Source organism: Chryseobacterium sp. KACC 21268 (genome assembly GCA_028736075.1).
In the GTDB taxonomy this organism is placed as follows: domain Bacteria; phylum Bacteroidota; class Bacteroidia; order Flavobacteriales; family Weeksellaceae; genus Epilithonimonas.
The window spans coordinates 3,407,357-3,434,133 of sequence record CP117875.1; the positions used below are offsets into that span (position 1 = coordinate 3,407,357).

Here is a 26,777-nt window from a genome sequence, read left to right on the forward strand (position 1 = left end):
AATGAAGCAGCGACTTATCAAGATTTTATCCTTTGCAGTACTTCTGAGCGGTAATTTACACGCCCAGACTTTCAACAATCTTTTCAGGACAAAGGACAGACCAGATAATGAGGCTGGAGGTAATGATCTGCAAAAATACAGCTTCGGATTTTATCTAGCTGCCAATAACTTTGATTACAAAATGAATCTCAGCCCTGTGTTTGGGATGAATGGAAATCAAAATCTGGTAGAATCGAAAGCCACTTATAGTTTCGGAGCCGGATTGATAGGTAAAATGAGACTTAATGAATTTCTGGATCTCAGATTAGAACCTGGATTACACTTCGTACAAAGAGACTTGACGTTTAATACATTTGACCATGTAAATCAATACTCGGGCGGAACAAACTATAATTTACCATTTGTACCACTAGATGAATTTACAGAAACAGACTCAAAAAAAATAGTAAAATCTACATATATAGACATTCCGCTTCTTTTGGAAGTTCATGGTGACAGATGGTACAACTCCCGTCCGTATGCCGCTGCAGGAATTAATTATCTGGTAAATTTACAATCAAACCAGACAGCAACCGATGATAATCAACAGAATATTTTCCGGACAACAACACATAACTTTGGTTGGAGTGCAGAGTTAGGAATTCAGTTCTATTTCAGCAAATTTAAGTTTACGCCTGCCATCCGAGGGACATTCTTCACAAACAATGAGTTGGTGCAGGATAAGGAAACCACACCACCCTACTGGACACCAGCCATTTCTACACTGCAGACCAGAGCATTTATGCTGGTTCTGAAATTTGAATAAAAATATAAATTGAGCTTTTTCTGAAGGCTCTTTTTTTTTGTTCACTTTGTGCTTAGAATCAGGCTCAAGGCTTTCATTTCTAATTATTTTGATGAGTTACTTAAAGTTAAATCATTATAAATCAAACAGAAGCAAGATCAATCTCACAAAAGAGAAATATCGTGTTAAATCATCATTAATTTTTCCTATTTTTGTAAAAGTTAGAATTTAATTCTGGTTATGTTAGGCGAATTAGAAAACAACTTTTCTGTTTTAGAAAAAAAGATCCTCAATCTTTACAAGAAGTTTAAGAATCTTTCGGAGAAACACGCAGAAACGTCTGATGAGCTACAAAAATTGAGGGAGGAGTACATGGAGGAGAAACGCAAAAACCAGATCTTAGCAGAAGAAAACAAAGAATTAAAACTTTATTCAGCAATATCCGGAAACGCAGAACACAACCGACTGATGAAAAATCACATCAACAGATTGGTAAAAGAAATAGATATGTGCGTCTCTGAATTACAAAACACCGGCTTATAACTATGGATTTCAGAAGAATAACTATAACTATTGCCGGAAGAAATTATCCGCTGAATGTCCCAGCAGCCGAGGAAGAAACCCTTCGGAAAGTTGGAAAGCAGATAGAAATGATGATAAAGGACTTCGAAGCCAGTTTCGATGTGAGGGACAAGCAGGATGCACTTGCTATGTGCGTTTTGAAACTCGGAACCAATGCAGAAGTTTATTCTTTAAATAATGAGAAAAATATAAAAAATACAAACGAGCGCGTCACCAAGATCAACGCACTCCTTGAGCAATTGGAAAAGTAAATTTTTTCAAATTACAAGCTGCCTACAATAGTTCTAACACAAAGAAGTAAACTCAACAATTAAAAATTACCGGACGAAAGTTCATTCGATGGCGTGCTGCCTTGCGCAGATTACAGAGAATGAAAATCAGTTCAAATCGTGTTTTTATGGAGTTTACTCTATATCTGAACTGTTGTAGGTTTTTTTTATTTGTAAAATGTACATCGTAAAATGTATTAATGATAAAAAACTAATACCTAAAAAAAAAAGACATAAAAAGAACCATACAACGCAAGAATTGCTTTGTAAATTAAATTAAAAACAAAACTCAACATATATATAAATTTATGGACACAATTACCATTATTATCGGTGTCGTTGCACTTATCGTAGGAGCGGTTGCAGGACTTTTCTTCGGAAAGAGTTCTTTGAACACAAAAGCGCAGTACGTAGTAGAAGATGCTAAAAAGACAGCCGAAAACATTATAGAAAAAGCCAATGTACAAGCCGAAGCTGTAAAGAAAGAAAAACACCTGCAGGCTAAAGAAAAATTCCTTGAGCTAAAATCCCAACACGATGCGGACATCCAGTCGCGTGAAAGAAAAATGCAGGAAGCTGAAAAACGCACCAAGGATAAAGAAAACAAATTGAATGACGAGCTTAGCAAAGCCGGAAAACTTGAAAAAGATCTTGAAAGACAGGTTGGCGACTACAACAAAAAACTGGAAGTTGTTCAGAAAAAACAACAAGATCTGGAAGTTGCAACCGCGCAAAAAGTAGAAATGCTGGAAAAAATCTCCAACTATTCTGCAGAAGAAGCTAAGACGGAATTGGTAGAATCTTTGAAAGCTGAAGCTAAAACCAAAGCATCGGCACACGTTCAAAGCATTATGGAGGAAGCGCAATTGAATGCGAAAAATGAAGCGAGAAAAATCATTATCCAGACAATTCAACGAATTGGAACAGAGCAAGCGGTAGAAAACTCAGTTTCTGTATTTAATATCGAATCTGATGAGATCAAAGGTAGAATCATCGGGCGTGAAGGTAGAAACATCCGTGCGTTGGAAGCTGCAACAGGCGTAGAAATCATCGTTGATGATACGCCAGAAGCCATTCTTCTTTCTTGTTTTGATCCGGTGAGAAGAGAGATTGCAAGATTGTCCCTTCACAGATTGGTGACCGATGGTAGAATTCACCCAGCGAGAATCGAGGAAGTGGTTGAAAAAACAAGAAAGCAAATCGAGGAAGAAATCATTGAAGTGGGTAAAAGAACGATCATTGATCTAGGCATCCACGGTCTTCACCCAGAATTGGTAAAAGTGGTTGGTAGAATGAAGTTCCGTTCTTCCTATGGACAGAATTTACTACAGCACTCCAGAGAAGTTGCCAACATCGCAGCAACGATGGCCGCAGAATTAGGATTAAATGTAAAACTTGCGAAACGTGCAGGTTTACTACACGATATCGGAAAAGTTCCAGAGCAGGAATCAGAATTGCCACACGCACTTCTTGGAATGCAATGGGCTGAGAAATACGGCGAAAATGCAGAAGTGATCAACGCTATTGGTGCTCACCACGACGAGATCGAAATGACTTCTCTCCTATCACCAATCATCCAAGTTGCCGACGCTATCTCCGGTGCAAGACCAGGCGCAAGAAGACAAGTTTTGGAATCTTACATCCAAAGGCTGAAAGATCTGGAAGCGGCTGCGTTAAGTTTCGACGGCGTTTCCAGCGCTTACGCAATCCAAGCGGGAAGAGAACTGAGAGTAATGGTAGAAAGTGGAAAAGTGAACGACGAAAATGCGCACCAACTGTCTTACGACATCTCTGAGAAGATTCAAAACGAATTGACTTACCCAGGACAAGTAAGAGTTACAGTAATTAGAGAAACAAGATCTGTGAATATCGCGAGATAATTTTCAGTTTGATATAAAAAATAAAGGCTTCCAGATTTTGGAAGCCTTTATTTTTTTATAGTTTGGATAATTTATCTGAAACGATTAGGAACATTAATTTATACTTTAATAATTTCTTATTCTACTCCAACGGAATCATCTCCTCTCCCATCTGCAACTGCGTGGACATTTTGATTATCATCAACAAGAATGATTTCTGTTTTTCCGATTTGCTTAATTTTCTCGAATTTGTAATTCTTTTTTTCAAGAGCTTTGATCGTAGTTTCCGGGAAGTTATATTCTATTTTTACAACTTCCGGAAGCCATTGGTGATGAAACTTCGGTGTATTGATTGAGAAATTGGCATTTTGATTAAAATCAATCACACCAACAATTGCCTGAAAAACTGAAGTCGGAATTGTAGTTCCACCGGGAGTGCCTACAACCATTCTTACTTTTCCATCTTTTAAAACTATTGTTGGCGTCATAGAAGATAGCATTCTTTTTCCGGGCTCAATTTTATTCGCTTCTCCACCCACTGCACCAAACATATTTGGAACGCCCGGCTTTATGGAGAAATCGTCCATTTCGTTATTTAAGAAAAATCCTGCACCGGAAACAACTGTTTTGCTTCCGTAATAACCATTAAGTGTAGTGGTAATGGAAACCGCATTTCCAAACTTATCCAGAATTGAAATATGTGTGGTTTCTGTACTTTCTTTTGGCTGATTGACAATCTTTCCAACATCCTTACTCGGCGTCGCTAAATCCTGATTATAAGAACTCCAACGTTTTTTGAGATAATCATCAGAAATCAGCATTTGGGTTTTATCTTCTGTAAAATCAGGATCACCCATATATTCTGCCCTGTCAGCATAAGCTCTTCTTTCAGCTTCTATCATAATCTGAACTGCCTCTGCAGAATTCTGCTGATATTTGGAAAGATCTTCATAAGAAGCCAATTTGAGCATCTGAGCCAGCAAAGTTCCCCCGCTGGACGGCATTGGCATAGAAACAATCTGATTACCTTTATAATCGAACGTCAGTGCTTTTCTTTCTTTGGTTTTATACGCTTTAAGGTCTTTTGCCTGTATAATTCCGTTTCCAAGTTTCATTTCTGCGAGAATTAATTCTGCAGTTCTTCCTTCGTAGAATTCTTTTTCTCCAGATTTCTGGATTCTTCTTAAGGTTTCTGCCAGCTCTGGCTGAATCAAAAGATCTCCTGCCTTCCAGCCTTTATCATTAATAAAAACAATTTTGTTCTTGTTATGTTTCTTAAAATCGGCTTGGTGGCGATTCAAAAGATCAGCTTCCTGCTCAGTAATAGAGAAGCCTTTCTGTGCCAAATCTATCGCAGGTTCTATTAGTTTCGAAAAGGGCAGTTTAGCATATTTCAAAGTTTCAAACATTCCCGAGATACTTCCCGGAACGCCGACGGATAATCTTCCGTACTGTGACAAATCTGTATTTGCATTTCCCTTTTTGTCCCAATACATATTGAAACTCGCTTTTGAAGGTGCCGTCTCACGATAATCGAAAGCCAACTTTTTCCCATCAGAAGTCACTGCGACCATAAATCCGCCTCCACCGATATTTCCGGCTTGAGGATAAACGACAGCCAAAGCCAATTGGGTTACTATTGCGGCATCAAAAGCATTTCCTCCTTCTTTCATAATCTTGGAACCTGCCTCACTGGCCAATGGATGCGCGGATACCACCACTCCTTTGCTCTTAACTTTGACTTCTTTGATGAGATTGAAGTCTGTATATTGTGCAGAAACCGTGATGGATAATAGGAAACTTGCGTATAGTATTTTTTTCATTTTTTTTTAAATTTAATAGGTTTTGACTATTCGATAATAATCTGTAATCTGTCTAATAGTCCCGCGAGATTATCTTTTGCAAATTTGGTTTTTTTGAGTTGATTTTTAATAGGATCGATGGAATAATTGATTGCGTTTTTGAGATTGGCATTGTCCAAGATTGTGCGATCGAAAACTGCGTTTGTCAAATTTGATTGGTCAAAAAATGAATTAGACAAGTTGGCTTCCGTAAAATCCACTTCTTTTAAAGTGGAATTTTTGAACGTCGTTTTTCGAAGATCCAATTGATAAAAAGAAGAATGATCCAAAATACAATCTTCAAATTTGAAAGAGATATTGAAGGAATGCGCATCCTCAAAATTAAGTCCGATCATCTTGCAATTCTTGAAAACAACATCCCGAAAAGCTGTCTGATGAATTTTAGCATTGCTCATATCACAATCTTTGAAATCGCAATCTGAGAATTTGAAATCGGACATATTCTGACCAGAAAAATTAATATCGACGAAAACACAATTTTCGTAATCTGCTTTTTCAAGTTCTTTAAAATCGGTTTTTGTAAATTTTTGTTCGGAGAAATAATTCATTTAGTCTATAAAATAAGAGTTAGAAACTTCAAGTTTTGGTTGCGGAATCTGTGCTTGTTCGAAGATAGAAAACTCGATTGTTTTACAAAGCGTGTTGAGTGCGAGATCATTCTCTTCCTCATCAAACGGATCCTGAATTTCATTAATAACAGCATCCAGCGCGATAAAAGTATAACTGATCAGCAAAACGATAATTGGCATCATCCAACCGACCGCATCCACCAAACCGAATGGCAGCCAAAAACAATACATATAAACCGTCCTGTGCAGCAAAACATTGTATGCAAAAGGCAAAGGTGTATTTGCAATCCTTTCGCAGCCACCGACAATATTTGAAAGTTGATTTAATTGATGATCAAGAGAAGTTAAAACAATCGTATCCATATTTTTTTTTCGATTCTGAGTATTGATCCACTCGCCCATTATGTCCAACAAAATAATCGGTTTGAATTTTTTATCTTTTACTTTCTCGAAATTTTCATCGGACAATAATTCTTCTAATTTCTTATTTGCATCTTTGTTTCTGAGTTGGTAGTTGAGCGCCCAGCAAACCGCCGAGATCATTTTGATGAATTCCTGTTTTTTAATTTTTGAATCTGGAGAATAATCATTAATCAAAGTCAAAACCTGACGCGTCAAAGACCTTGTTTCGATGACCAGCAATCCCCAAAGTTTACGTCCTTCCCAAAATCTATCATAGCTGGCAGAGTTACAAAATCCCATAAAAATCGCTAATGACAATCCAAGCAACGTGAAGATCGCTGGATTGAGATGGACTTTGTAATCGTAGATATTCCCTTTGAAATATAGGACAACCAAAGAGAAAATCGTGATGACCAATAATTGCGGAATGATCTTGCGAAGAACAGAACCTTTCCAGACGAACAGCATTTTCAACCAATTGGTTCTTTCTCTAATGATCATGGTAAAATAAATTATAAAAGTCCTATTTTAGACCTTTCAAAAAAGTATATAAAATTACTGAATAGTTTGATGAAGCCGAAATTCTTAAATGGAAAATTCTAAAAAAGTTTTAATTGTCACCTATTATTGGCCGCCTGCTGGTGGACCTGGCGTTCAGCGCTGGTTGAAGTTCGCCAAATACCTTCCCGAGTTTGGCTGGGAACCGATTATCTATACGCCCGAAAATCCGAGTTATCCTTTGGTAGATGAGACTTTGACCAAAGAAGTTCCGCAAGATCTGAAAATCGTGAAGACCAATATTTGGGAACCTTATCAGATCGCGGAGAAATTCAGTAAGAGCAATAAGAAGTTCAAAGGTGGGCAGTTTGATGTTGGGAAGAATCAGTCTTTTGTTTCGAAATTTTCGATTTTTATCCGGGGAAATTTTTTTATTCCGGATGCGAGGAAATTTTGGGTGAAACCTTCGATTAAATTTTTGAAGCATTACTTGAAGGAACATCATATTGATACGATTGTCACGACTGGTCCGCCACACAGTTTGCACTTGATCGGACTTGGACTGAAAAAGGAATTGCCAGATCTGAAATGGATTGCTGATTTCCGTGATCCGTGGACAGAAATTTCTTATTACAAACATTTGAAACTGACTTCAGGTTCTGATAGAAAACACAGACAACTTGAAAAATCGGTTTTTGAAAATGCTGATTTGACGCTGGCAACGAGTTACACGGACGCAGAGAATTTCAGGAAAAATGGGGCGAATGCATTTTGTATTACTAATGGTTTCGATAAACAAGAAACTATCGAGGGTTCGAATCCCTTCCTCTCTGCAAAATTCACATTAAGCTATGTTGGCGTTTTGGAGCAGTTGCGAAATCCGGAGAATCTTTGGAAGGCTTTGATTACGCTTTGTGAAAAACATCAAGATTTTGCTAAGGATTTTGAATTGAAATTTGTTGGACGAGTGGATGATAAGATCTTGAACGAGATCGAGAATTCTGTTTTGAAAAATAACATTCAGAATCTTGGTTATTTGGCGCACGATGAATCGGTGAAGGAAATGGAAAAATCGGATCTTCTTTTGATCACCAATTTCCCTAATGAGAGTTCGAAAGGCATCATTCCGGGAAAGTTGTTTGAATATCTGGCGACGGGAAAGAAAATCATCTCTTTTGGACCGAAAGATGCTGATGTGGAAACGATTTTGGATAAAACGAAAGCTGGGAAACATTTTGATTATTCGGAGATTTTGGAGATTGAAACGTTTGTTTTCTCGCTTTATGAGGATTGGAAAAGTGGAAGATCGATTACGAATTCGGCGAATATTAATGAATTCAGTAGACGTGAATTGACGAAGGAACTTGTGGCTAAGTTGGAGCGTTTGTGGGTTTGAGGGTTGGAGCGTTTGTGGGTTTGAGGGTTGGAGCGTTTGAGGGTTTTGGGAAACTTTGTTTTGATGTGAAAGGGTTCTAATGTGCGCAGCGCGTGAGCGATGGTAACGGTTATCCTTTTTGTTGGCGTGGGGAAAAAGCTGGGCAACAAAAAGATAATAGTGGACAGCGCGGTCCCAGCATTGGACAAAGCCAGGGAAAGGACACGCCCAAAAAAATATCTGAATATTAAATTGTTGGCACAAATTTTTCTTATCACTGGGTAATTAATATTAACAATAAAAAAATTACAAAATGGGAAATAAAACAAATGGCCTATTGGCATTGTTAGGAGTAGGAGCTTTGGCTTGGTGGAAATACAAAAAATCTTCTCCGGAGGATCAACAAAAGGTAAAAGACACCATCAACAACGCGAAAGATAATCTGACAAAATTCGGAAACGATCTGAAAGATAAAGCGACACAAACAGCAGAACAATTGAAAGATAAAGCTAATGATACAGCGGACCAATTCAAAAATAAAGCTGAAGAAGTGAAGACAGACGTTCAGAACGCTGCACAATAAAATAAAAAAACCGTCTCAGTAAAATGAGACGGTTTTTTTATGTCATTTTTTTAGTGGTAAGCTTTGGCTGGCTCTACTTCATTTTTAGATGGTAGATTCATCAGGACAATGGCGAAAAGTATCAATACGATCCCGAACCATTGGATGAGAATGACTTCTTCTTTCAATAATACAAAAGCCATCGTGACAGAAACCGGAAGTTCCAAGGACGAGATGATACTTCCCAATCCCAAACCTGCTTTGGGAAATCCGATGTTAAATAAAATCGGTGGAATGATGGTTCCGAATAATGCCAAAACAAATCCATAGGTCCAGAAAATGGAATAATCGAATGGGCGAATGTGTTGTGTATTTTCTGTAAAATTGAGGTAGAACGATCTCAGTCCTTCAAAATGCAAAGGTCCGATCTGGGCGAAGAATAAAAATAACATTACGACAATCAAACCGCCTGTCAGCATCGTCATACTTTTTCTTAGAACCGGCAAATGCGTTGCAATTGTATTTGAGGTAAACATTGTCATCGTGAAAGATGCCGCGGCCAAAACGCCCCAGAAGATGCCGTGCCAATCAAGCTCGACCTTCATATTGATCAGGTTGGTTGCCAGAATTGTGCCTGCTAAAACGATGATCACTGCGATGACCTTTCTGGCATTCGGGAATTTCTTGGCGATAAAACTTTCAACAACCACGCTGAACCAAACGGATTGCATCAACAAAACGATGGCGATGGAAACATTGATGTATTGAACCGCGATGTAATAGAATAAACTGGTGAATCCCATAGAAGTTCCTGCCAACATCAGCATTCTGATTTCTTTGGAAGTTGGTTTTGAAAGTTGTTTTTTTGAGGTTTTGGTTTGGATGAGATTTAGTATCAACAATCCTATAAATCCTAAGACAAACTGCGCTGTCGTGACCTCGGAAGTGGTAAATCCATCTTTGTAGGACATCTTAACAAACGTTGCCAGCATTCCGTAGATGCTCGCTCCGATGCCGACAAACAGTACGCCTTTTAATATATTTTTTTTCTCCATAACTATTTTTGAGCCGGCAAATTTACGATTAAAAAAATAGCTAGTCGAGTTTGGTTGAAGATAATTGAGATTGAGGATATAAATCATAAACAAAAAACCGCCTCATCGTAGTGAGACGGTTGCAATTCAATTCGGAATTAGGACATTCTATTTCTTGATTAATTTAATAGTCATCAGTCTTTCTCCGTTGACAATAGGTGTAAGGATGTACATTCCAGAAGTCCAACTTTCTGTTGGGATTTTAAGATCTCCTGAAGAATTTTTAGAAGCATTCTGATTGTAAGAATATACTTTTTTCCCATCCATAGAATAGATATCAAACTTGACATCCTTTGCAGAAGTATTGACTTTCAGATTCAATGTTTCTTTGAATGGATTACCCAAAACAGAAAGTCCTGGCGTACTTACAATTGATGTATTGACTCCTAAGAAAGTACCGGGATCAAAAACAACCTGCCAGTTATTGAGCGATCCAGTATCACTTGCCACGGAATCAAAAAGCTTGAGTGACCAAGTTCCATTGACTGCCAAACCAGTAAATAAAGTAGATAAATTAGCCACCGTGTAATCTGCAGGATTTGTGGTAGCACTTACGGATGGCAGATAAGTACCAGCCGGAATATTGTCTCCAGTCAACAGCCCAACAGTACTGATAGGCGCAGTAGCAGCAGAATTGAATGTCAAAACATTAGCAGATCCAAAGTTGGCACTAGATCCTACACCAGTTGCAGTTGTGCTTCCTACTCTTTTAATTAGAGCAATTGCTCCAGTTGTTGCTCCACCGGGAACTACCAGACCAACCGTAACATCTCCACTCCAAGTATGAGTCAGCGCTAATTTGACTGAGACCTTGGAAGGATCAGAAATAGTTTCTACTAAACTAACTGGGATGGAGGAAGTAACTCCTGCGGTACTATTATCAGGAATAGCAGTTAATGTGGTATTGCTAAAAGTTTGAGCACCTAACGCTCCAGATAGCAAGATTGCAAAGAATAATTTTTTGTTCATAATTAATGCATTTAAAAAGTTAACAATCAAATTTATATAACAATTTTAAATAAAATTATACATTTAACCAATATTAACATATAATTAATATTAAAAACAAAATTAAAATATAATATTTTCAAACAAAAATGATAAAATTTACAAAAATTATAAAATTTAAATAATAAACTTAAATCTATGAAATAATCATATTTATATAATATTTAAATAGATAAATACATAAATTAGATTAATATTTTAAATCAAATAAAAAAACCGCCTAATTGGCGGTTTTGGTTATTCTTTTATTAATTTAGTTTGATTTTTACTACCATCATTATATTCGATGGTCAAAATATAATTTCCTTTTTTGAGTTCTGACACTTTTATTTCTTTAGAAATGTTGTTGATTATTTTGATCTTTCTCCCGGAGAAGTCAGATATAGTAAGTGATTTTACAGAATCCGCACTATCCAGATAAATTACATCTTTGAAAGGATTTGGATAAACTTTAATTTCCTTCTTAGCAACATCAGACACTGCTAGAAACGGTGATTGTGTCAATTTGAAATCATCTAAAATAACCCAATAATCTCCTGACATCCATTGTCCTGAAACTCTTAATTTAAAATCAGCTGAAGCTGGAATTGTATTTTGAGGTAGAGAGACAGTCCAAGTCGCACAAGCAGCCACGGATGCTAATGTAATTGTTTGTAAAGCAACATAAGTCTGGCCACCATCAATAGAATATTCTACTTTCAGGTTACCATTTACTGTTCCGTTGTTGTAAACAAAAGTTTTATACTTGAATGAGATATCCAGTTTCCCTCCATTGGATGCTGTTGAAGAGTAGGTAGTAGATCCGGTAGCACCACCACTCCAGAATCCTCTTGTCAAACCATAAGTTCCGGCACAAACAGCTTCTACTCCACTTCTGTAGAAAGAAACATTAGTAAAGCCTGGATACGTTGTATTTTCAAAACTTTCGCTCACATTGATTTGAGCCGATGAAAAGATAGAGGTGATCAAACCTACAAAGAGTAATTTTTTTTTCATTTATTATATATATTAAAATTAAAAGCCACCCGAAATAATTTTCGGGTGGCTAATTTATTAAAAAAATTAAGAATTAGGGAATATTAGTTTCCTTCTTCCATTTTTCTTTTCAATTCTGCCAATACATCGATATCACCAAGCGTTGATTTTTCTTCGTTGTTAGAAGAAGATGATGTGTTGCTGTTGTTGTTAGATCTGTTAGAGTTATCTCTTACATTCTTTTTCTCTTCGTCTCTGAAGATTCCTGTATGAGAAACCACTACTCTTTTGAATTCTTTGTTGAATTCGATCACTTTGAATTGAGCTTCGTCACCTTTTTTGATTTTAGATCCGTCTTCCTTCTCTAATAATCTTGATGGGCAGAACGCTTCAACTTCTACATCTTCGAACTGGATAGATGCACCTTTGTCGTGTACTTCAGTCGCTTTTCCAGCGTGTACAGTTCCTTCAGCGTATTTAGTTTCGAATTTATCCCAAGGGTTTTCAGTCAATTGTTTGTGACCTAGAGACAATCTTCTTGCTTGCGTATCAAGTTCTAATACGATAACGTCTAATTTATCTCCAACTGCACAGAACTCAGATGGGTGTTTGATTTTCTTAGTCCAAGAAAGGTCTGAGATATAGATCAATCCATCAATTCCTTCTTCCAATTCTACAAATACTCCGAAGTTTGTGAAGTTTCTTACAGTTCCAACATGTTGAGAACCTACTGGATATTTAGCTTCGATATTTTCCCAAGGATCTTTGTTCAATTGCTTGATACCTAGAGAGATCTTTCTGTCTTCTCTATCCAAAGTCAATACTTCTGCTTCTACCTCATCACCTACTTTTACGAAATCTCCTGCGCTTCTCAAGTGAGTAGACCAAGACATTTCAGAAACGTGGATCAATCCTTCTACACCTGGAGCGATCTCTACGAATGCACCATAGTCAGCAAGAACTACAACTTTTCCTTTTACTTTGTCACCAACTTTAAGGTCAGCAGAAAGAGCATCCCAAGGATGAGCTTCTAATTGCTTCATACCCAATTGGATTCTAGTTTTCTCATCATCAAAATCAAGGATAACAACTTTTACAGTTTGTCCGTCTTCCAAGATCTCAGATGGGTGGTTCACTCTAGACCAAGAAAGGTCTGTGATGTGGATCAATCCGTCAACACCTCCTAAATCTACGAATACACCGTAAGAAGTAATATTTTTAACAGTTCCTTCAAGAACCTGTCCTTTTTCTAATTGACCGATGATCTCTCTCTTCTGTCCTTCAAGATCCGCTTCGATAAGCGCTTTGTGAGATACAACTACGTTTTTGAACTCAGGGTTGATCTTCACAACTTTGAACTCCATAGTTTTACCTACGAACTGATCGTAATCTTTGATCGGTTTCACGTCGATCTGAGAACCTGGCAAGAACGCCTCGATTCCGTGAACATCAACGATCATACCTCCTTTAGTTCTAGATTTTACAAAACCGTTTACGATCTCTCCAGTTTCGTGAAGTTCGTTTACTCTATCCCAAGCTTTAAGCGTTCTAGCTTTTCTGTGAGATAATTGTAATTGTCCTGTTTTGTCCTCTCTTCTGTCAACCATTACTTCAACTTCATCGCCTACTTTAAGACCTTGGTTGTAACGGAATTCATTTAGAGAGATCACACCTTCAGATTTGAAGTTGATATCTACGATCGCTTCTTTATCAGTCAATCTTACAACTTTCCCGATGATCACATCGTTGTCTGCAAGATTGTTAAGAGAACCGTTATAGATTTCTTCCAATTCTTTCTTCTCGCTTCTGTCTTCTGCGTTAAGACCTGATTCGAAAGAATCCCAATCAAATTGTTCTGGTGTTACGTTTTGGTTCAATAGAACCTCTGCTGAATTTGTCTCTTTTGACATTTTCTAAAAAAATTTGTATTCCTAATTTACTCAGACTTTGGCTTTGCTGTGAATCCTGAAAAATATGGAAGATGTTAATTGTTAATGTTTTACTTCGCCGAAAGTGCGTTCACAAAAGTGGTGCAAAATTAAGAAAAATATTTGAAACCAACAATATTTCACAAGAAGTTCAATACATCCATAATCATCTGATAATCAATTCACAATTATACAAATCATTAGGAGCTTAATCCCGCTATCCACTATTACTCCTCGCGCCGACGCTTTCCCAAGGCTTGCTGTGGGGTAACCGTCACTATCGGGGCTAGGGGTTTGGTATTTTTTATTAATAGACAACACAATTTAGAACTTTCAACCATCTTCCAAATCTCTTATCTTTGCAAAATGGAATTACAACCGATTTTTGAAAAACTGCAGATCCAGGATATGAATCAAATGCAGAAATCTACATACACCGCTTCTGAAAACGAAACCGACATTGTACTACTGTCACCAACAGGCTCTGGAAAAACTTTGGCATTTTTATTTCCGGTTCTCAGAAATTTAAAATCAGATGTTAAAGGAATTCAGGCTTTGATATTGGTTCCCGCAAGAGAATTGGCTTTGCAAATTGAGCAGGTTTTCAAATCGATGGGAACGGATTTCAAGGTTTCTATCGCTTATGGTGGTCACGATAAAAAAATCGAGGTCAATAATCTGATCCAGGCACCAGCAGTTCTGGTTGGGACGCCAGGAAGGATCGCTTACCATTTGAAGAACGAAAACTTCGATCCGGAAACGATCAAGACTTTGGTTTTGGACGAGTTCGACAAGGCTTTGGAATTAGGCTTTCAGGAAGATATGGAATACATCATCGGTTCTTTGACAGGTCTTGAGCAAAGGATCCTGACCTCTGCAACCGTGATGGACAACATCCCGAGATTTGTGGAACTTAACGACGAAAAGAAGATCAACTTCCTCAAAGAAAGCGAGTCAAAACCGAACATCCAACTTCGCAAAGTGATGACGACTTCCGAAGACAAACTGAACACTTTATTCCAATTAATCTGTAAAATCGGAAACAAAAGAACTTTGATCTTTTGCAATCACCGAGATGCAGTCGATAGGATCTCAGAATTATTACGAGAAAAAGGAATCCAGAGAGAAACCTTCCACGGCGGAATGGAACAGGACGAACGTGAGCGCGCTTTGCTGAAATTCAGAAATGATTCGGCGAGAATATTGATCACAACAGACCTGGCTTCCAGAGGTTTGGATGTTCCAGAAGTGGAATCTATCGTGCATTATCAATTGCCGCCGAAAGAAGACGCTTTCATCCACAGAAATGGACGTACGGCGAGAATGAATGCCAAAGGTTTTGCTTATTTAATTATGACCGAGGACGAGAATTTTCCCTTCATCAAAAACAATACGCCGGAAGAAAATGTTTCGGAAAGCAACCGCGTTCCTGAGAGAACACCAAACCAAACGATCTACATCAGTGCCGGAAAAAAAGACAAGGTGAACAAAGTGGACATCGTAGGTTACCTCATCAAAAAAGGAGAGCTTGAAAAAGATGACATCGGTCTGATAGAAGTGAAAGACACCACTTCCTACGTTGCTGTCAATCGTAAAAAGACGATTGAACTGCTGAAAAAACTAGCCAACGAAAAACTGAAAGGCAAGAAAGTAAAAATAGAGATCGCTTATTGATAAGCGATCTTTTTTATTGAATTCCAGTAACATTCATCGGCAAAACATAAACAGAATTTGAAGCCGTGATAAACAAAGTTGAATGGTCTTTTCCACCAAAAGTCACATTAGAGGTCCACTCTTCATCAATCGGAATATTGGTTAATTTTTCACCTTTATTATTGAAGATCGTTACACCTTTTCCTGTTAAATAGAGGTTTCCTTGATTATCGAGCGTCATTCCGTCCGAACCCATTTCGCAGAACAATCTTTTTTCGGAAAGTTTGCCTTTGCCAAGAATGTCGTAAACATAGGTTTTTCCAGCATCGATATCAGAAACATACAGTTTTTTCAGTTTTTGAGAACCGACGATACCGTTTGGCTGGACAAATGTTTCCAGTTTTGTGATCGTTCCATTTTCATTTCGGTAATAAAGACTCTTCTCTGGGATCTCTACTTTGAAGTCTTTCCAATAATCCCTTTCGTACAAAGGATCTGTGAAATAGATGCCACCAAATTTGTCGATCCAAAGGTCATTGGGACCATTTAGCCTTTTGCCTTCAAAACCTTGTGATAAAACCTGGACCTCCTTATTCTTATTGATCTTCCAGATCTCGCCGTTGTCATCCGAACAAGTGATCAGGTTATCGTCTTTATCAAAATAAGTTCCGTTGGCTCTGCCTGTTTTGGCAAGAAACATCTCCACGTTGTTGGTTTTCCAGTTCCAGAAATAGATCTTGTCATTCGGTTGATCGGTGAAAAACACATTTCCCTCTTTGTCAGATGCAGGACCTTCGGTAAAAGTAAATTGACTCGAAAGCAATGTCGGTGGCACTGCAAATAATTTCCCACCTGTATTCTGAACTTTACAGCTCACCAAAATCAACAAAAATGCCGCATAACCCAATTTCCAAAAACTTTTCATATGTTGATATTTATTGTTTTTATTTACCATATGCGATCGCTGTATCGTTATCGTCGTTTGTATTTTCTAATAATGGCGATTTCATAATGTAAATTCTAAAGTTGCAAGTTACAATTTGTGTAAAAGAATTAAAAATAATTATCTTTGAAAACTCGATACAAAGAATGAAACTTAATCTTCCTGACAAACTCTATTATTCGATTGGCGAAGTCGCAAAAGCTTTCGACGTCAACACTTCACTGATCCGCTATTGGGAACAGGAATTCCCTATCATCAAACCGAAGAAAAACAAAAAGGGAAACCGCTACTTCACACCTTCCGACATCGAGAATTTGAAGATCATCTACCACCTGGTGAAAGAGAAAGGTTACACTTTGGATGGCGCAAGAGTGGCACTGACAACCAACACGAAGATCTCGGAAACCATCACCATCATTGACCGATTGGAATTCATCAAAGCAGAACTTCTGAAGCTTAAAAATTCCCTAAACGACTAGTTTAAAGTTTTTTTTATTCAATTAACAAATATTTGATTCATTTTATTTAACTTTGGTTAAAACACAAAGATGAATCAGAAATTACCTTTCCAGATCCGGAAAAGGCAGCTTCTCAGCCTTGCTATTTTCGGGATTCTCATTATTTTTTCGCAGTTTGCTTTTTCTATTTATAAAAAGAATCAGCACTACGAAAAACCTCAAATTACTTTCATCACCCAAAAAGTTGAAGAAATCATCCTCACTGAATTCAATCCAAATGACCTGGATGAAAATCAGTGGAAGCATCTTGGTTTCAGCGAAAAGCAAATCAAAACCATTTTGAAATATAAGGAAGTGGTTGGTGGAAATTTCAAATCCAAAGAACAATTCAAAAGATGTTACGCGCTGACTCCAGAGAAATATGAACAGCTGAAAAATTACATCTTGCTTCCTGAAACTAACCTTGAAGCTAAAAAAGAAAACTTCAGTTTTAAAACTTTTGAGAAGAAAAAGCTGAATATCACAGGGAAATTCAATCCAGATCTATATTTTGAAAAAGACTGGGAAAAACTAGGGTTTTCTGAGAAACAAGCGGCGGCAATCTTGAAATATAAAAATTATCTCGGCGGCAGTTTTATCAGTAAAGAAAAGCTGAAGGAATGCTTTATGATCAACGATGAACAGTTTGCACAAATGTCACCTTATCTGATTTTGCCAGCAAGAACGCCAGAAAATTTGGTGGCAAAGTTTGAGAAAAAGAAAGAGAAAGAAACCTTTAAGATCACGCACCATTTTGACCCAAATGAATTGAATCTTGAGCAATGGCAAGCTTTGGGATTTTCTGAGAAACAAGCTGCTTCTATCCTGAATTATAAAAACAAAATTTTGCGCGGAACTTTCAAATCATTAGAAGACATCCAAAAATGCTATATGATCTCGCCCGAAAAATTCGAAGAGATGAAGCCTTGGATCAAACTTTCTGTTCCTGACAAAACGACGGAAGAAAAGCCGGTGCTTGCGGAGAAGACAGATTTTAGTAAAATAAATCTGAATGAGATCACCTTCAAACAATTACGAGAATATGGTTTTACTGAAAAAGATGCTGCAGGCATATTAGCTTTCAGAAAGAAACTTGGCGGTTTCATCAACAAAAATCAATTGCTGGAAACCTATGAAATCGAAAGAGCTTTGGGCGAGAAACTGATCTATACTGCAAAATTAGACAACTCGAACGTCGCAAAATATTCTTTATCAAACGCTCCTGAAGATTGGCTAAAGAAACACCCTTATTTTAAGTTCTCTGCCGATAGGATAATCTATTATCGAATCACCAATCCGGAAGACAAAAAGATCTGGAAATTTTTGAAATTAAAACCGGAGTATGAAGAAAAGATGAGACTTTATATTATTAATGATAAATGATGGTTGATAGTTGATAGTTGATAGTTGATAGTTGATAGTTGATAGTTGATAGTTGATAGTTGATAGTTGAAAATTAATCACAAAAAATCTCGCAGATTTAGTAAATTCAGCAAATGATTATTTTAAAAAAAAACTGCAAAATCAGCCAAATCTGCGAGAAATAGATCATTTTCAATTTGATAATTATTAATCAAACGTTTTGCTGGAATCTTCTAATAATCCGTTCAGTTCGGTCATTTCTTCTGTTGTCAAGTCTCTCCATTTTCCCACTGGCAAATCGAGTTTGATGTTCATAATTCTAACTCGTTTCAGTTTCTTAACTTCGTAATCCAAATGTTCACACATTCTTCGGATTTGTCGGTTGAGACCTTGTGTTAGGACGATTCGGAAATTCATCGTATCGATTTTTTCTACTTCGCACTTTTTGGTTATGGTGTCCAGAATTGGAACACCATTTCTCATTTTCTCAAGAAATTTTTCGGTGATTGGTTTATTTACCCTCACGTAATATTCTTTCTCGTGATTATTTCGCGCTCTGAGGATTTTATTGACGATATCGCCGTCGGAAGTCAGAAGAATTAATCCTTCGCTGGGCTTATCTAATCTTCCTATTGGAAAAATCCGTTTTGGATGGTTGATGTATTCGATGATATTATTCTTTTCACGCTTCGTATCCGTGGTACAAACGATTCCGACTGGTTTGTTGAAAGCGATATAAACAAAGTCATCATCCTTTGGTTTGCGAATGGTTTTCCCATCTACGAAGATCTCATCATCGTCAGAAACTTTGGTTCCCATCTCCGGGATTACGCCATTGATTGTGATTCTACCTTCTTCCAGAAGTTTGTCCGCAGCTCTTCTGGAGCAAAAACCTACCTCTGACAAATATTTATTAATTCTTATTTTTTCCAATCTGTTCTAAATCTTTTGCAAAAATATGCTTTATTGAAACTTAATACAACAAAAAAGCTCCACTTCGAAAGTGGAGCTTTGAATAATTTTTAAAAAATCAGATTACTTCTTGATTACTTTTTTCGTGTAAGAAGCGTTTTCTGTTTTTACTTTTACAACGTAGTTTCCTTTGCTTAATTCAGAAACGTTGATTGATTTCGCCCCGCCATTAGCAGTTTTCACCAATTTACCTGCAGCGTCATAAACTTCTACAGAATTGATTTTTCCAGCTACGTCAAAGTTCACCACGTCAACAGTTGGGTTTGGATAAACTCGGAAGATATCTTTTTTGGAAACTTCAGAAGTTGCCAAAGTTGCATCAGTTACTTGGATGTTATCAACATAAAAACTTGTACCATAATCATCTGTCATTAGATCAACAATTCCATAACCGGTAAGACTAGAATCGATTGCTCCAGTATGTAATAATTCAGAATTTACATAATATTTAACCTCGTGAATACCAAAATCCAATTCGATTTTTACGTTGTACCAAGTATTTGCACTGAATGATTTAGAAGTTTCAATTAGATCTTCACTTGTAGCATCACTTACGGCAACCGCACCAGTATAATCAAAATCCACAGCAGCTACAACATCGTACTCATCTGAATATACAAGAAAGAAATTGTCTGAACCATTCAAAGCTTCAACATTGATGTCATAAGAAATCACAGCTTTATTATAACTTGGAACCGTGGATTCAATCCCATAGTTAGCCTCAACAGATTCGTCACTAAGAATTTTAACAGATCTTACACCATCTGATGCTTTTGCAGTTGAAAGCGAAGTATAACTGATTGGTGCATCACCCCAAGCTGTCCAGGTCAATTGTCCGTCTAATGCTCCTGCATTATAACCTTCTGAAGTTTCGAAAGAAATTTTTGTTTGAGCATTAGCAGAATAAAAAATTGCAGAAGTAGCAATTAAAGAGAATAGAATTCTTTTCATAAAATTGAAATTTAATTAAACGTTTATTTTAAAAAGGATAGCGAAATTACGTTATAATCTTGAATACCACAAGAAATTACAACAAATACTTTAAATTAAACATTTTATGAAATTTAAAGAAAAGTCGATAGAAATAAAATATAACAAGAAGATATTTGCGACTACAGACAAATTGATACAAAAAATATAAAAGTAACTATTTATTTTTAGTAATTACAGCCTTTCATCTTGACCATAAATTGTGTAATTCTTATTGCTAAAAATCGTAGCACTCACAGAAATACCAATGAAATAAGCATTCGAAACATTAGAATTATAACGATAAATAAATAAGCCACCTTCTTGAATCAATCTCTTTGAGAAAGAATCCTGATAGCCTAATTTCCCTCCAAAGTAATGGGTATTATTGATGTTGGATTGGTTGAATTGCTTTCCGTATTCAAATTCCAAAATGAACTTGCCTTCATCTTTCCCAAAGATAAATTTTGGTTGGACCGTCCAATTCAGAAGATGAAGATTGTCTGAAACATAATTATACTTCAGTCCAGTTCCCAAAGCAAAAAATGGTAAAATATGATAACCGCCGACTACGCCAACACCGTAAGTAAAGTCATTGGGAAGATAAGATGCAACATATTGTTGATAGTACTGAGAATCTTGATTTTGACCATCTTTTATTGAATTTCCTAAATTATAACCAACCTGAAAATTTGGACTAATGTAAAAGCCCATCGTCTTACTTTTATGCTTTTCTGATTGTGCTAATACACAACTGGACAAGACAACAGTCAACGCCAATAAAGTTCTTTTCATTTAGCTTCTTATTATTCTGAGATTTGCAAATCATCATTGATAAAATCAGAGCTTGCATCTTCTACAGAATAGTCTCCGATCTTTGTTCGTCTTAGTTGCGTCAAATATGCGCCAACGCCAAGCTCCTGACCAATGTCGTGCGCCAAACTACGGATGTACGTTCCCTTGCTGCAGCCAACCGTGAAAGAGACAAAAGGCAAATTGATCTCTATATCATTAAGATAATGGATCGTGGTCTTTCTGGATTTCATCTCGACTTCTGTTCCTGCTCTTGCCAGGTCATAGGCACGTTTTCCATCAATTTTTAGTGCTGAAAAAACGGGTGGTTTCTGGTCGATCTCGCCAATCAACTTGGCTAACGTTTCGTGAATATGCTCCTCAGTAATTTGAGAATAATCGGTTTGAAGAATCTCTGGCTTTTCGGTGTCGTAAGATTCGGTTTGGACGCCAATTTTTATTTCTGCCCAATATTCTTTTGGCGCATCTTGGATCTCGGGAATTTTCTTTGTGAACTTACCCGTGCAAACGATCAGTAATCCTGTTGCTCGTGGATCCAAAGTTCCGGCGTGTCCAATTTTGAATTTCTTCGGTAACTCTTTGAATTTTCTTTTCAGTTTATACTTTAACTTGTTGACCGCTTGAAATGACGTCCAATCCAAAGGTTTGTCCAATAGAAATATGTGTCCGGATTGTAGGTCTTCTGCTGTCATTTGAGTTGGAGGTTTTTTGAGTTGGAGGGTTGGTGATTTGAGAGTTTGAGAGTTTTGAAAAAATTTCTTTTAACAAGTAATCTAATGCAGCCCGGCTTGAGTGGAAATCCTTTTTGTGGCTGGAAAAGCGAAGGTAAAAAAGATTGACTTCGTCGAACCACTTCGTTAGGTTTGGAACGGAAGAAGGAAATAGCTGCCCAAATTATTTTATTTAAACCAATAAAAATAAACCAACAATGCTATTCCAACCACAATCCTGTACCAACCCCAAGGTTTGAAACCGTATTTATTCAATAGACTTATGAAAGATTTGATCGCGATCCAAGCCACTACAAATGCTACAATGTTTCCAACAATGAAAATCGTAATGTGGTCTTGAGATTCCAGAATCATCTCATAACCTTTTTGTGGATGAAGCGTTTCTTTACCCCAAGTTTTAACGAAAACAGAATAAAGCGTCACCGCCAGCATCGTAGGAACTGCCAGGAAAAATGAGAACTCAGCCGCAGCTTTTCTGGACAGGCCTTGTGCCATTCCACCAATGATGGAAGCTGCACTCCTACTCGTCCCAGGCATCATAGCCAAGCATTGCCAAAAACCGATGGTCACTGCTTTTTTGATGGTAATCTCTTTCTCGTCGTGGATGACAGGATTCTTGAACCAGCTGTCCGCAAACAACAAGACGACACCTCCCAAAACCAAAACCGACGAAATGGCAATTTGATTTCCTAAAACGGATTCTATCACGTCATCCAGGAAAAAACCGATGATCAAAGCCGGCATCACTGCAAACGCCAATTTGTAATAGAATTGAAGATTACTGAAATCAAAGAACTTTTTTCCGTACGCTACAACCACAGAAAGTATCGCCCCAAATTGAATTGACACTTGAAACATCTTGAGAAATTCGGTTTCCTCCAGACCCATCAGACTGGCGGCGAAACCCATATGAGCGGTTGAAGAGATTGGCAAATATTCGGTTAGACCTTCGATGATCGCAATGATGATCGCTTTGATTAAATCCATTGTTAACTTAGTTTTATTAAAAAAAACTTTGTCTCAGTTCATAACCAAGACAAAGTTTGTAATTGTATTTTGTTTAAATTCTAATCTTTGTTTCTTTTCAATATTGCAAAAATCTGGATCACAAATCCTGCAATGACGAAGAGTGGAGCTATTCTGATCCTTCTGAAAGAGAAGATATCTTCGTTCCAATAATTAGGGTCATACTTCCCATCTGGTGTTGTGTTCGCGTCTGCTCCCATCATGAAGACAAATCCCAGCACAATCATTCCTAAACCGATCAACATCAATTTGAAATTTTTGCTCCCGAAGTAAAATGCTTTTTTCCCCACAGTTTCAGTGGCTTTACCGTAATGATCTGCAGAATATTTGTTTGTTTTTTTAGCCATTTTTTAAGAATAATAAAGGTCATCCACATTGCTTCTAAGGAATCTCCAGGTTGCAAAGATAGTACTTGCAACGGTAATGAAAACACCTACTAACAAAATGATGATTACAAGTAAAACATATTGGTTTGTATCCTGCACGAAAGGTGTTCCAATTTGACTTGTAAAATAGTACCAAAGTCCGCCCAACGCCAATAGTCCAATGAAAGAACCAATCAATCCAAGAATTAAAGCTTCTCTGATGAAAGGCATTAGAATGAATCGCCTTTTCGCGCCAACCAATTGCATCGTTTTGATAATGAATCTTTTAGAAAATATCTTCAGTCTAATTGAATTATTAATCAAGACAATTGCAACAATCAAGAATAAAATTGAAAAAGCTAAAATCCACGTCAAAATCCTGTTTAGATTGTTATAAACATCTATGGTCAACTGATTATCATTAGCGACATCTTTAATACCTTGGATGGCTTTTAACTGCGTCACAACGCCGTCTATTTTTGCTGGATCTACAAATTCGGGCTTCAAAGTTACCTCTACAGAGGCTGGGAAAATATCCTCTTCAAAAAGTGCATCAGCATCGATTCCCAACTGTTTCTTTGCCAGTACAGTCGCCTGTTGTTTTGAGATATATCTAGCCTGTTTTACGTAGTTCTGCTCTTTGATCTTGGCAAAAGTTTCCTCCTGGAATTTCAAAGTTTTTGCCGAGTCACGCGGGTCGAGATACTCGTCGAAGTAAGCTTCCACAACCAATTGCTCCTTGATATAATCTGAATATTTCTGAGCATTGATCAATATTAATCCAAATAATCCTACAAGGAATAAAACCAGTGAAATACTGATGACCACAGTAATATTACTGGATCTGAGTCTGCTTTTATTAAAATCGTCAACTGTCTTTGGCATCAATAAAATTTTTGCTAAAATAGAAATTTTCGTTTAATAAGCTGCCTTACTCTCTGTTAATAAAATCATAAAAGCCGGAGAAAATCTTTATTTCGACGAACATTTACAATTATTTAAAATCGGCATTTTAATTGTTTAAGCAAATCACCAAATCTAAATCATGAAATTAACACGACAGGTTTCTGGAAAGAATTTTTCTTATTTTAATAATAATGAGAAACTTAAAGATAAAGAAAAAATAAACTATATCAATTCACTGGTCATTCCGCCTGCTTGGACAGATGTGGAGATTACGACTAATAAAAGCGCGAAAATCCTAGCTGTTGGCCGAGATCAAAAAGGCAGAAAACAGTATATCTACAATCCAAAATTCCGAGCAAAAAAGGATGCTGACAAATTCGACAGAATCTTACATTTTGCAGAAAATCTGGAACATATGAGACGCGTAACGGGACAACATCTGAGAAAGAAAAAAATAACTCGTGAAAAAGTATTGGCAGCAATGGTAAGACTTCTAGACTCAGCTTATTTTCGTCCGGGGAGTCCCAAATATACGCAGGAAAACCAAAGTTATGGATTGACGACCATTCGCAAAAAACACCTGATGATTGATGGCGACGAAATGATATTTTCTTACAAAGGAAAATCGGGAAAATTTCAAGAAAAGCACATTATCGATTCGAAATTGACAAAAGTAATCTCTGAAATCGAAGAATTGCCTGGCTATAGACTTTTTAAATATTATGACAAAGATAATAACCTCATCACGGTTGAAAGTCAGGATCTGAATGACTACATCCGAGAAATAATGGGCGCCGAGTTTTCAGCGAAAGATTTCCGAACCTGGGCAGGAACAATGATTGCAGCAGGAATACTGGATGAGCTGGGAATCTGCGAAGAAAAACAGCAAAAAGAACTCAAAAAAAGAATCAGAAACGCGATTGTAGGTGTATCGGAAAAATTGGGAAATACGCCTTCTGTAGCACGGGATTCTTACATCGATCCAAGAATTTTTGAGCATTACAAAAATGGACATACGGTTCATTATTTTCAGAAAGAAATTAAGAAATTGCTGAGGAAAAACGAAAATCTGTCGGAAACCGAGGTGGGCGTTTTATATATGTTAAAATCAAAACTGAAGCCTACCAAAACGGCACCTAAGAAAGACTCAAAAACTTCAAATAAACGGAAGAGCAGGATTTCAGCTTAATAAAGATTTGAATACTTCGCCTATTTTACTGATCAAATCGGTTGGTAACATCGATTCTTTTGAGAATTCTTGCGCGGCAAAATCGCCTGCTTTTCCGTGAAGCCAAACGCCGAAAATGCAGGCTTTTTTGATATCATATTTTTGAGAAATTAATGAAGTTAAGATTCCAGTCAAGACATCGCCACTTCCGCCCTTTGCCATCCCTGAGTTCCCTGTGATGTTGTAGAAAACTTCTTTACCGGGTGTTACAACTGCGGTATGATGATCTTTCAAAATAATGAATATCTGTAATTCTTCCGCTTTCTTCCTAGCTAATTCTAAACGTTCAAAAGAATTTTCCGTCTTGCCAAACAGCCTTTCAAATTCCAACGGATGTGGCGTGATAACGGAATTTTTTGGAATCAAATTAATTTTATCTTTTTCAGCAAGAATATTCAACGCATCGGCATCCAAAATCATTGGCTGATTGCAAATCTGTATAAAATCGAGCAATGCTTTGGCAGTTTCCTTTTCTTTTCCCAAGCCTGGTCCGATTCCATAAACAGCCTTATCTAGAACTTCGATTTTCGTAATATATTTTTCTCCAGAGTCCATAAACATTGCTTCTGGCGCTCGTGATTGCAGAATCAAATTTCCGCAAGCTGGTGCAATAGTGAAGGTCAGACCACTTCCTGTTTTTAATGCTGACAAAGTTGACATCAAAACAGCACCAATTTTACCATAACTTCCACCAACAAGAATGCTTTTCCCAAATGTTCCCTTGTGACTGAAATCATCCCGGCGTTTGTAAATTTCTTTGATTAAATGATCATCTACCGCGAAATAATTGGTTTCTGTTTTCTCAATAAAATCCTGATCCAAATCAATATCCAAAACAGTGATCATTCCACAAAATTTTCCTGTTTCTGAATGCAGAAAACTTCTTTTGTAAAACTGGAAAGTCAAGGTATGATCCGCTTTGATGACCGTAGAATTTTCATCAACAATTTTATCTGAAAATAAACCAGAAGGAATATCGATGGCTATTTTCGGCACATTCATTTGGTTTAATTTGTCAACCATATTTCTGATTTCATCAGACAATTCCCTGTTCAATCCATAACCGAAGATCGCATCGATAATAACTGTTTTATCATTTTTAATAATTGAAAAATCAGAAAAATCTTTGATATCAATTCCACTGATTTGTTTTAGCTTTTTGAGGTTAATGTTAGCATCTTCTGAGAATTTTATCTTTTTGTTAATAAAAACTTCTACATCAAAACCCTTTTCATAAAGCATCCTAGCAATAGCAAATCCGTCTCCTCCATTGTTCCCGTTGCCACAGAAAATCAAAAATTTACCAATTCTTCTAAAATTAAGATCAATCCACTGCACGCAAGTTCTTGCAGCCTTTTCCATTAGATTAATGGAAGAAATCCCTTTACTAACGGTTGCAGCATCACAGGCTTTGATTTGATCAGAAGTAAGAATTTTCATAATGCAAGACATCTTTATATTAGACCGAAATCAAATTTAATCATTAATATTCTTTTATGAATAGTGAAAAATAAATCTATTTAAATAAAAAATTATATTTTTGTT

The 26,777-nt window shown here is 37.0% G+C and carries 26 protein-coding genes and 1 tRNA gene; 11 read left to right on the forward strand and 16 right to left on the reverse strand.

The window, feature by feature from the left end; genetic code table 11:
• The first annotated feature begins 1 nt into the window (after position 1).
• From PQ459_15570 to rny, 4 genes are all read left to right on the forward strand, one after another.
• Positions 2-805, forward strand: coding sequence for a porin family protein (locus PQ459_15570; GenBank protein ID WDF46315.1), 804 nt, complete (start codon positions 2-4; stop codon positions 803-805).
• Between the two features lie 219 nt (positions 806-1,024).
• The gene (locus PQ459_15575; GenBank protein ID WDF46316.1) at positions 1,025-1,327 is read left to right on the forward strand and encodes a hypothetical protein; all 303 of its coding nucleotides are present in this window, start codon (positions 1,025-1,027) and stop codon (positions 1,325-1,327) included.
• A gap of 2 nt (positions 1,328-1,329) precedes the next feature.
• Complete coding sequence (locus PQ459_15580; GenBank protein ID WDF46317.1) at positions 1,330-1,617, forward strand: cell division protein ZapA; 288 nt, start codon at positions 1,330-1,332, stop codon at positions 1,615-1,617.
• A 326-nt stretch (positions 1,618-1,943) separates the two neighbouring features.
• A complete protein-coding gene (gene rny / locus PQ459_15585; protein WDF46318.1) occupies positions 1,944-3,515 on the forward strand; it encodes a ribonuclease Y in 1,572 nt (523 codons plus the stop codon).
• Between the two features lie 116 nt (positions 3,516-3,631).
• Here the strand turns inward: rny and ggt are convergent, their stop codons facing one another.
• The 3 genes from ggt to PQ459_15600 are packed head-to-tail and all read right to left on the reverse strand — an operon-like array spanning position 3,632 to position 6,828.
• Entirely contained in the window at positions 3,632-5,317 is a 1,686-nt protein-coding gene (gene ggt, locus PQ459_15590) for a gamma-glutamyltransferase (protein WDF46319.1), read from the reverse strand.
• 26 nt (positions 5,318-5,343) lie between these two features.
• Positions 5,344-5,904: a pentapeptide repeat-containing protein gene (locus PQ459_15595; protein ID WDF46320.1), complete on the reverse strand. Its 561-nt coding sequence runs from the start codon at positions 5,902-5,904 to the stop codon at positions 5,344-5,346.
• Positions 5,905-6,828 carry a bestrophin family ion channel gene (locus tag PQ459_15600; GenBank protein ID WDF46321.1) on the reverse strand — a complete coding sequence of 308 codons (924 nt, stop codon included), beginning with the start codon at positions 6,826-6,828 and terminating at the stop codon, positions 5,905-5,907.
• Between the two features lie 733 nt (positions 6,829-7,561).
• Between PQ459_15600 and PQ459_15605 the strand changes: the two genes are divergently transcribed.
• From PQ459_15605 to PQ459_15615, 3 genes are all read left to right on the forward strand, one after another.
• Positions 7,562-7,660: transfer RNA gene (locus PQ459_15605), tRNA-OTHER, on the forward strand.
• Positions 7,661-7,687: 27 nt separating this feature from the next.
• Complete coding sequence (locus tag PQ459_15610; protein ID WDF46322.1) at positions 7,688-8,221, forward strand: hypothetical protein; 534 nt, start codon at positions 7,688-7,690, stop codon at positions 8,219-8,221.
• A gap of 292 nt (positions 8,222-8,513) precedes the next feature.
• Positions 8,514-8,783, forward strand: a complete 270-nt coding sequence (locus PQ459_15615; GenBank protein WDF46323.1) for a YtxH domain-containing protein — start codon at positions 8,514-8,516, stop codon at positions 8,781-8,783.
• 50 nt (positions 8,784-8,833) lie between these two features.
• Here PQ459_15615 and PQ459_15620 read toward each other — a convergent pair whose 3' ends face one another.
• From PQ459_15620 to rpsA, 4 genes are all read right to left on the reverse strand, one after another.
• Positions 8,834-9,817: a DMT family transporter gene (locus PQ459_15620; GenBank protein WDF46324.1), complete on the reverse strand. Its 984-nt coding sequence runs from the start codon at positions 9,815-9,817 to the stop codon at positions 8,834-8,836.
• A gap of 147 nt (positions 9,818-9,964) precedes the next feature.
• On the reverse strand, positions 9,965-10,825 hold the full coding sequence (locus tag PQ459_15625) for a proprotein convertase P-domain-containing protein (GenBank protein ID WDF46325.1): 861 nt from the start codon (positions 10,823-10,825) through the stop codon (positions 9,965-9,967).
• A gap of 276 nt (positions 10,826-11,101) precedes the next feature.
• Complete coding sequence (locus PQ459_15630) at positions 11,102-11,860, reverse strand: T9SS type A sorting domain-containing protein (protein WDF46326.1); 759 nt, start codon at positions 11,858-11,860, stop codon at positions 11,102-11,104.
• Between the two features lie 83 nt (positions 11,861-11,943).
• Positions 11,944-13,749, reverse strand: a complete 1,806-nt coding sequence (gene rpsA / locus PQ459_15635) for a 30S ribosomal protein S1 (protein WDF46327.1) — start codon at positions 13,747-13,749, stop codon at positions 11,944-11,946.
• A gap of 384 nt (positions 13,750-14,133) precedes the next feature.
• Here rpsA and PQ459_15640 point away from each other — a divergent pair, with 384 nt between their 5' ends.
• On the forward strand, positions 14,134-15,441 hold the full coding sequence (locus PQ459_15640) for a DEAD/DEAH box helicase (protein WDF46328.1): 1,308 nt from the start codon (positions 14,134-14,136) through the stop codon (positions 15,439-15,441).
• Positions 15,442-15,454: 13 nt separating this feature from the next.
• Here PQ459_15640 and PQ459_15645 read toward each other — a convergent pair whose 3' ends face one another.
• Positions 15,455-16,345, reverse strand: a complete 891-nt coding sequence (locus tag PQ459_15645; GenBank protein WDF46329.1) for an SMP-30/gluconolactonase/LRE family protein — start codon at positions 16,343-16,345, stop codon at positions 15,455-15,457.
• 164 nt (positions 16,346-16,509) lie between these two features.
• Between PQ459_15645 and PQ459_15650 the strand changes: the two genes are divergently transcribed.
• Positions 16,510-16,842, forward strand: a complete 333-nt coding sequence (locus PQ459_15650; GenBank protein ID WDF46330.1) for a MerR family transcriptional regulator — start codon at positions 16,510-16,512, stop codon at positions 16,840-16,842.
• Positions 16,843-16,911: 69 nt separating this feature from the next.
• Positions 16,912-18,243, forward strand: a complete 1,332-nt coding sequence (locus PQ459_15655; protein ID WDF46331.1) for a helix-hairpin-helix domain-containing protein — start codon at positions 16,912-16,914, stop codon at positions 18,241-18,243.
• Positions 18,244-18,429: 186 nt separating this feature from the next.
• Here the strand turns inward: PQ459_15655 and rluF are convergent, their stop codons facing one another.
• The 7 genes from rluF to PQ459_15690 form a co-directional block, all read right to left on the reverse strand.
• Positions 18,430-19,155 carry a 23S rRNA pseudouridine(2604) synthase RluF gene (gene rluF / locus PQ459_15660; GenBank protein ID WDF46332.1) on the reverse strand — a complete coding sequence of 242 codons (726 nt, stop codon included), beginning with the start codon at positions 19,153-19,155 and terminating at the stop codon, positions 18,430-18,432.
• Positions 19,156-19,257: 102 nt separating this feature from the next.
• Complete coding sequence (locus PQ459_15665; protein ID WDF46333.1) at positions 19,258-20,145, reverse strand: T9SS type A sorting domain-containing protein; 888 nt, start codon at positions 20,143-20,145, stop codon at positions 19,258-19,260.
• A 213-nt stretch (positions 20,146-20,358) separates the two neighbouring features.
• Positions 20,359-20,958, reverse strand: a complete 600-nt coding sequence (locus tag PQ459_15670) for a hypothetical protein (protein ID WDF46334.1) — start codon at positions 20,956-20,958, stop codon at positions 20,359-20,361.
• Between the two features lie 11 nt (positions 20,959-20,969).
• Complete coding sequence (truB, locus tag PQ459_15675) at positions 20,970-21,668, reverse strand: tRNA pseudouridine(55) synthase TruB (GenBank protein WDF46335.1); 699 nt, start codon at positions 21,666-21,668, stop codon at positions 20,970-20,972.
• 207 nt (positions 21,669-21,875) lie between these two features.
• On the reverse strand, positions 21,876-22,694 hold the full coding sequence (locus PQ459_15680; GenBank protein WDF46336.1) for an undecaprenyl-diphosphate phosphatase: 819 nt from the start codon (positions 22,692-22,694) through the stop codon (positions 21,876-21,878).
• Positions 22,695-22,774: 80 nt separating this feature from the next.
• A complete protein-coding gene (locus PQ459_15685) occupies positions 22,775-23,080 on the reverse strand; it encodes a DUF3098 domain-containing protein (GenBank protein ID WDF46337.1) in 306 nt (101 codons plus the stop codon).
• 3 nt (positions 23,081-23,083) lie between these two features.
• A complete protein-coding gene (locus tag PQ459_15690) occupies positions 23,084-23,983 on the reverse strand; it encodes a permease-like cell division protein FtsX (GenBank protein ID WDF46338.1) in 900 nt (299 codons plus the stop codon).
• A gap of 160 nt (positions 23,984-24,143) precedes the next feature.
• Between PQ459_15690 and PQ459_15695 the strand changes: the two genes are divergently transcribed.
• Positions 24,144-25,193 (forward strand): DNA topoisomerase IB, encoded by a 1,050-nt coding sequence (locus tag PQ459_15695; GenBank protein ID WDF46339.1) that lies wholly within the window; start codon positions 24,144-24,146, stop codon positions 25,191-25,193.
• Here PQ459_15695 and PQ459_15700 read toward each other — a convergent pair.
• Positions 25,185-26,672: an NAD(P)H-hydrate dehydratase gene (locus PQ459_15700; GenBank protein ID WDF46340.1), complete on the reverse strand. Its 1,488-nt coding sequence runs from the start codon at positions 26,670-26,672 to the stop codon at positions 25,185-25,187. The two genes, PQ459_15695 and PQ459_15700, sit on opposite strands and share 9 nt — an antisense overlap.
• Positions 26,673-26,777 lie beyond the last annotated feature (105 nt).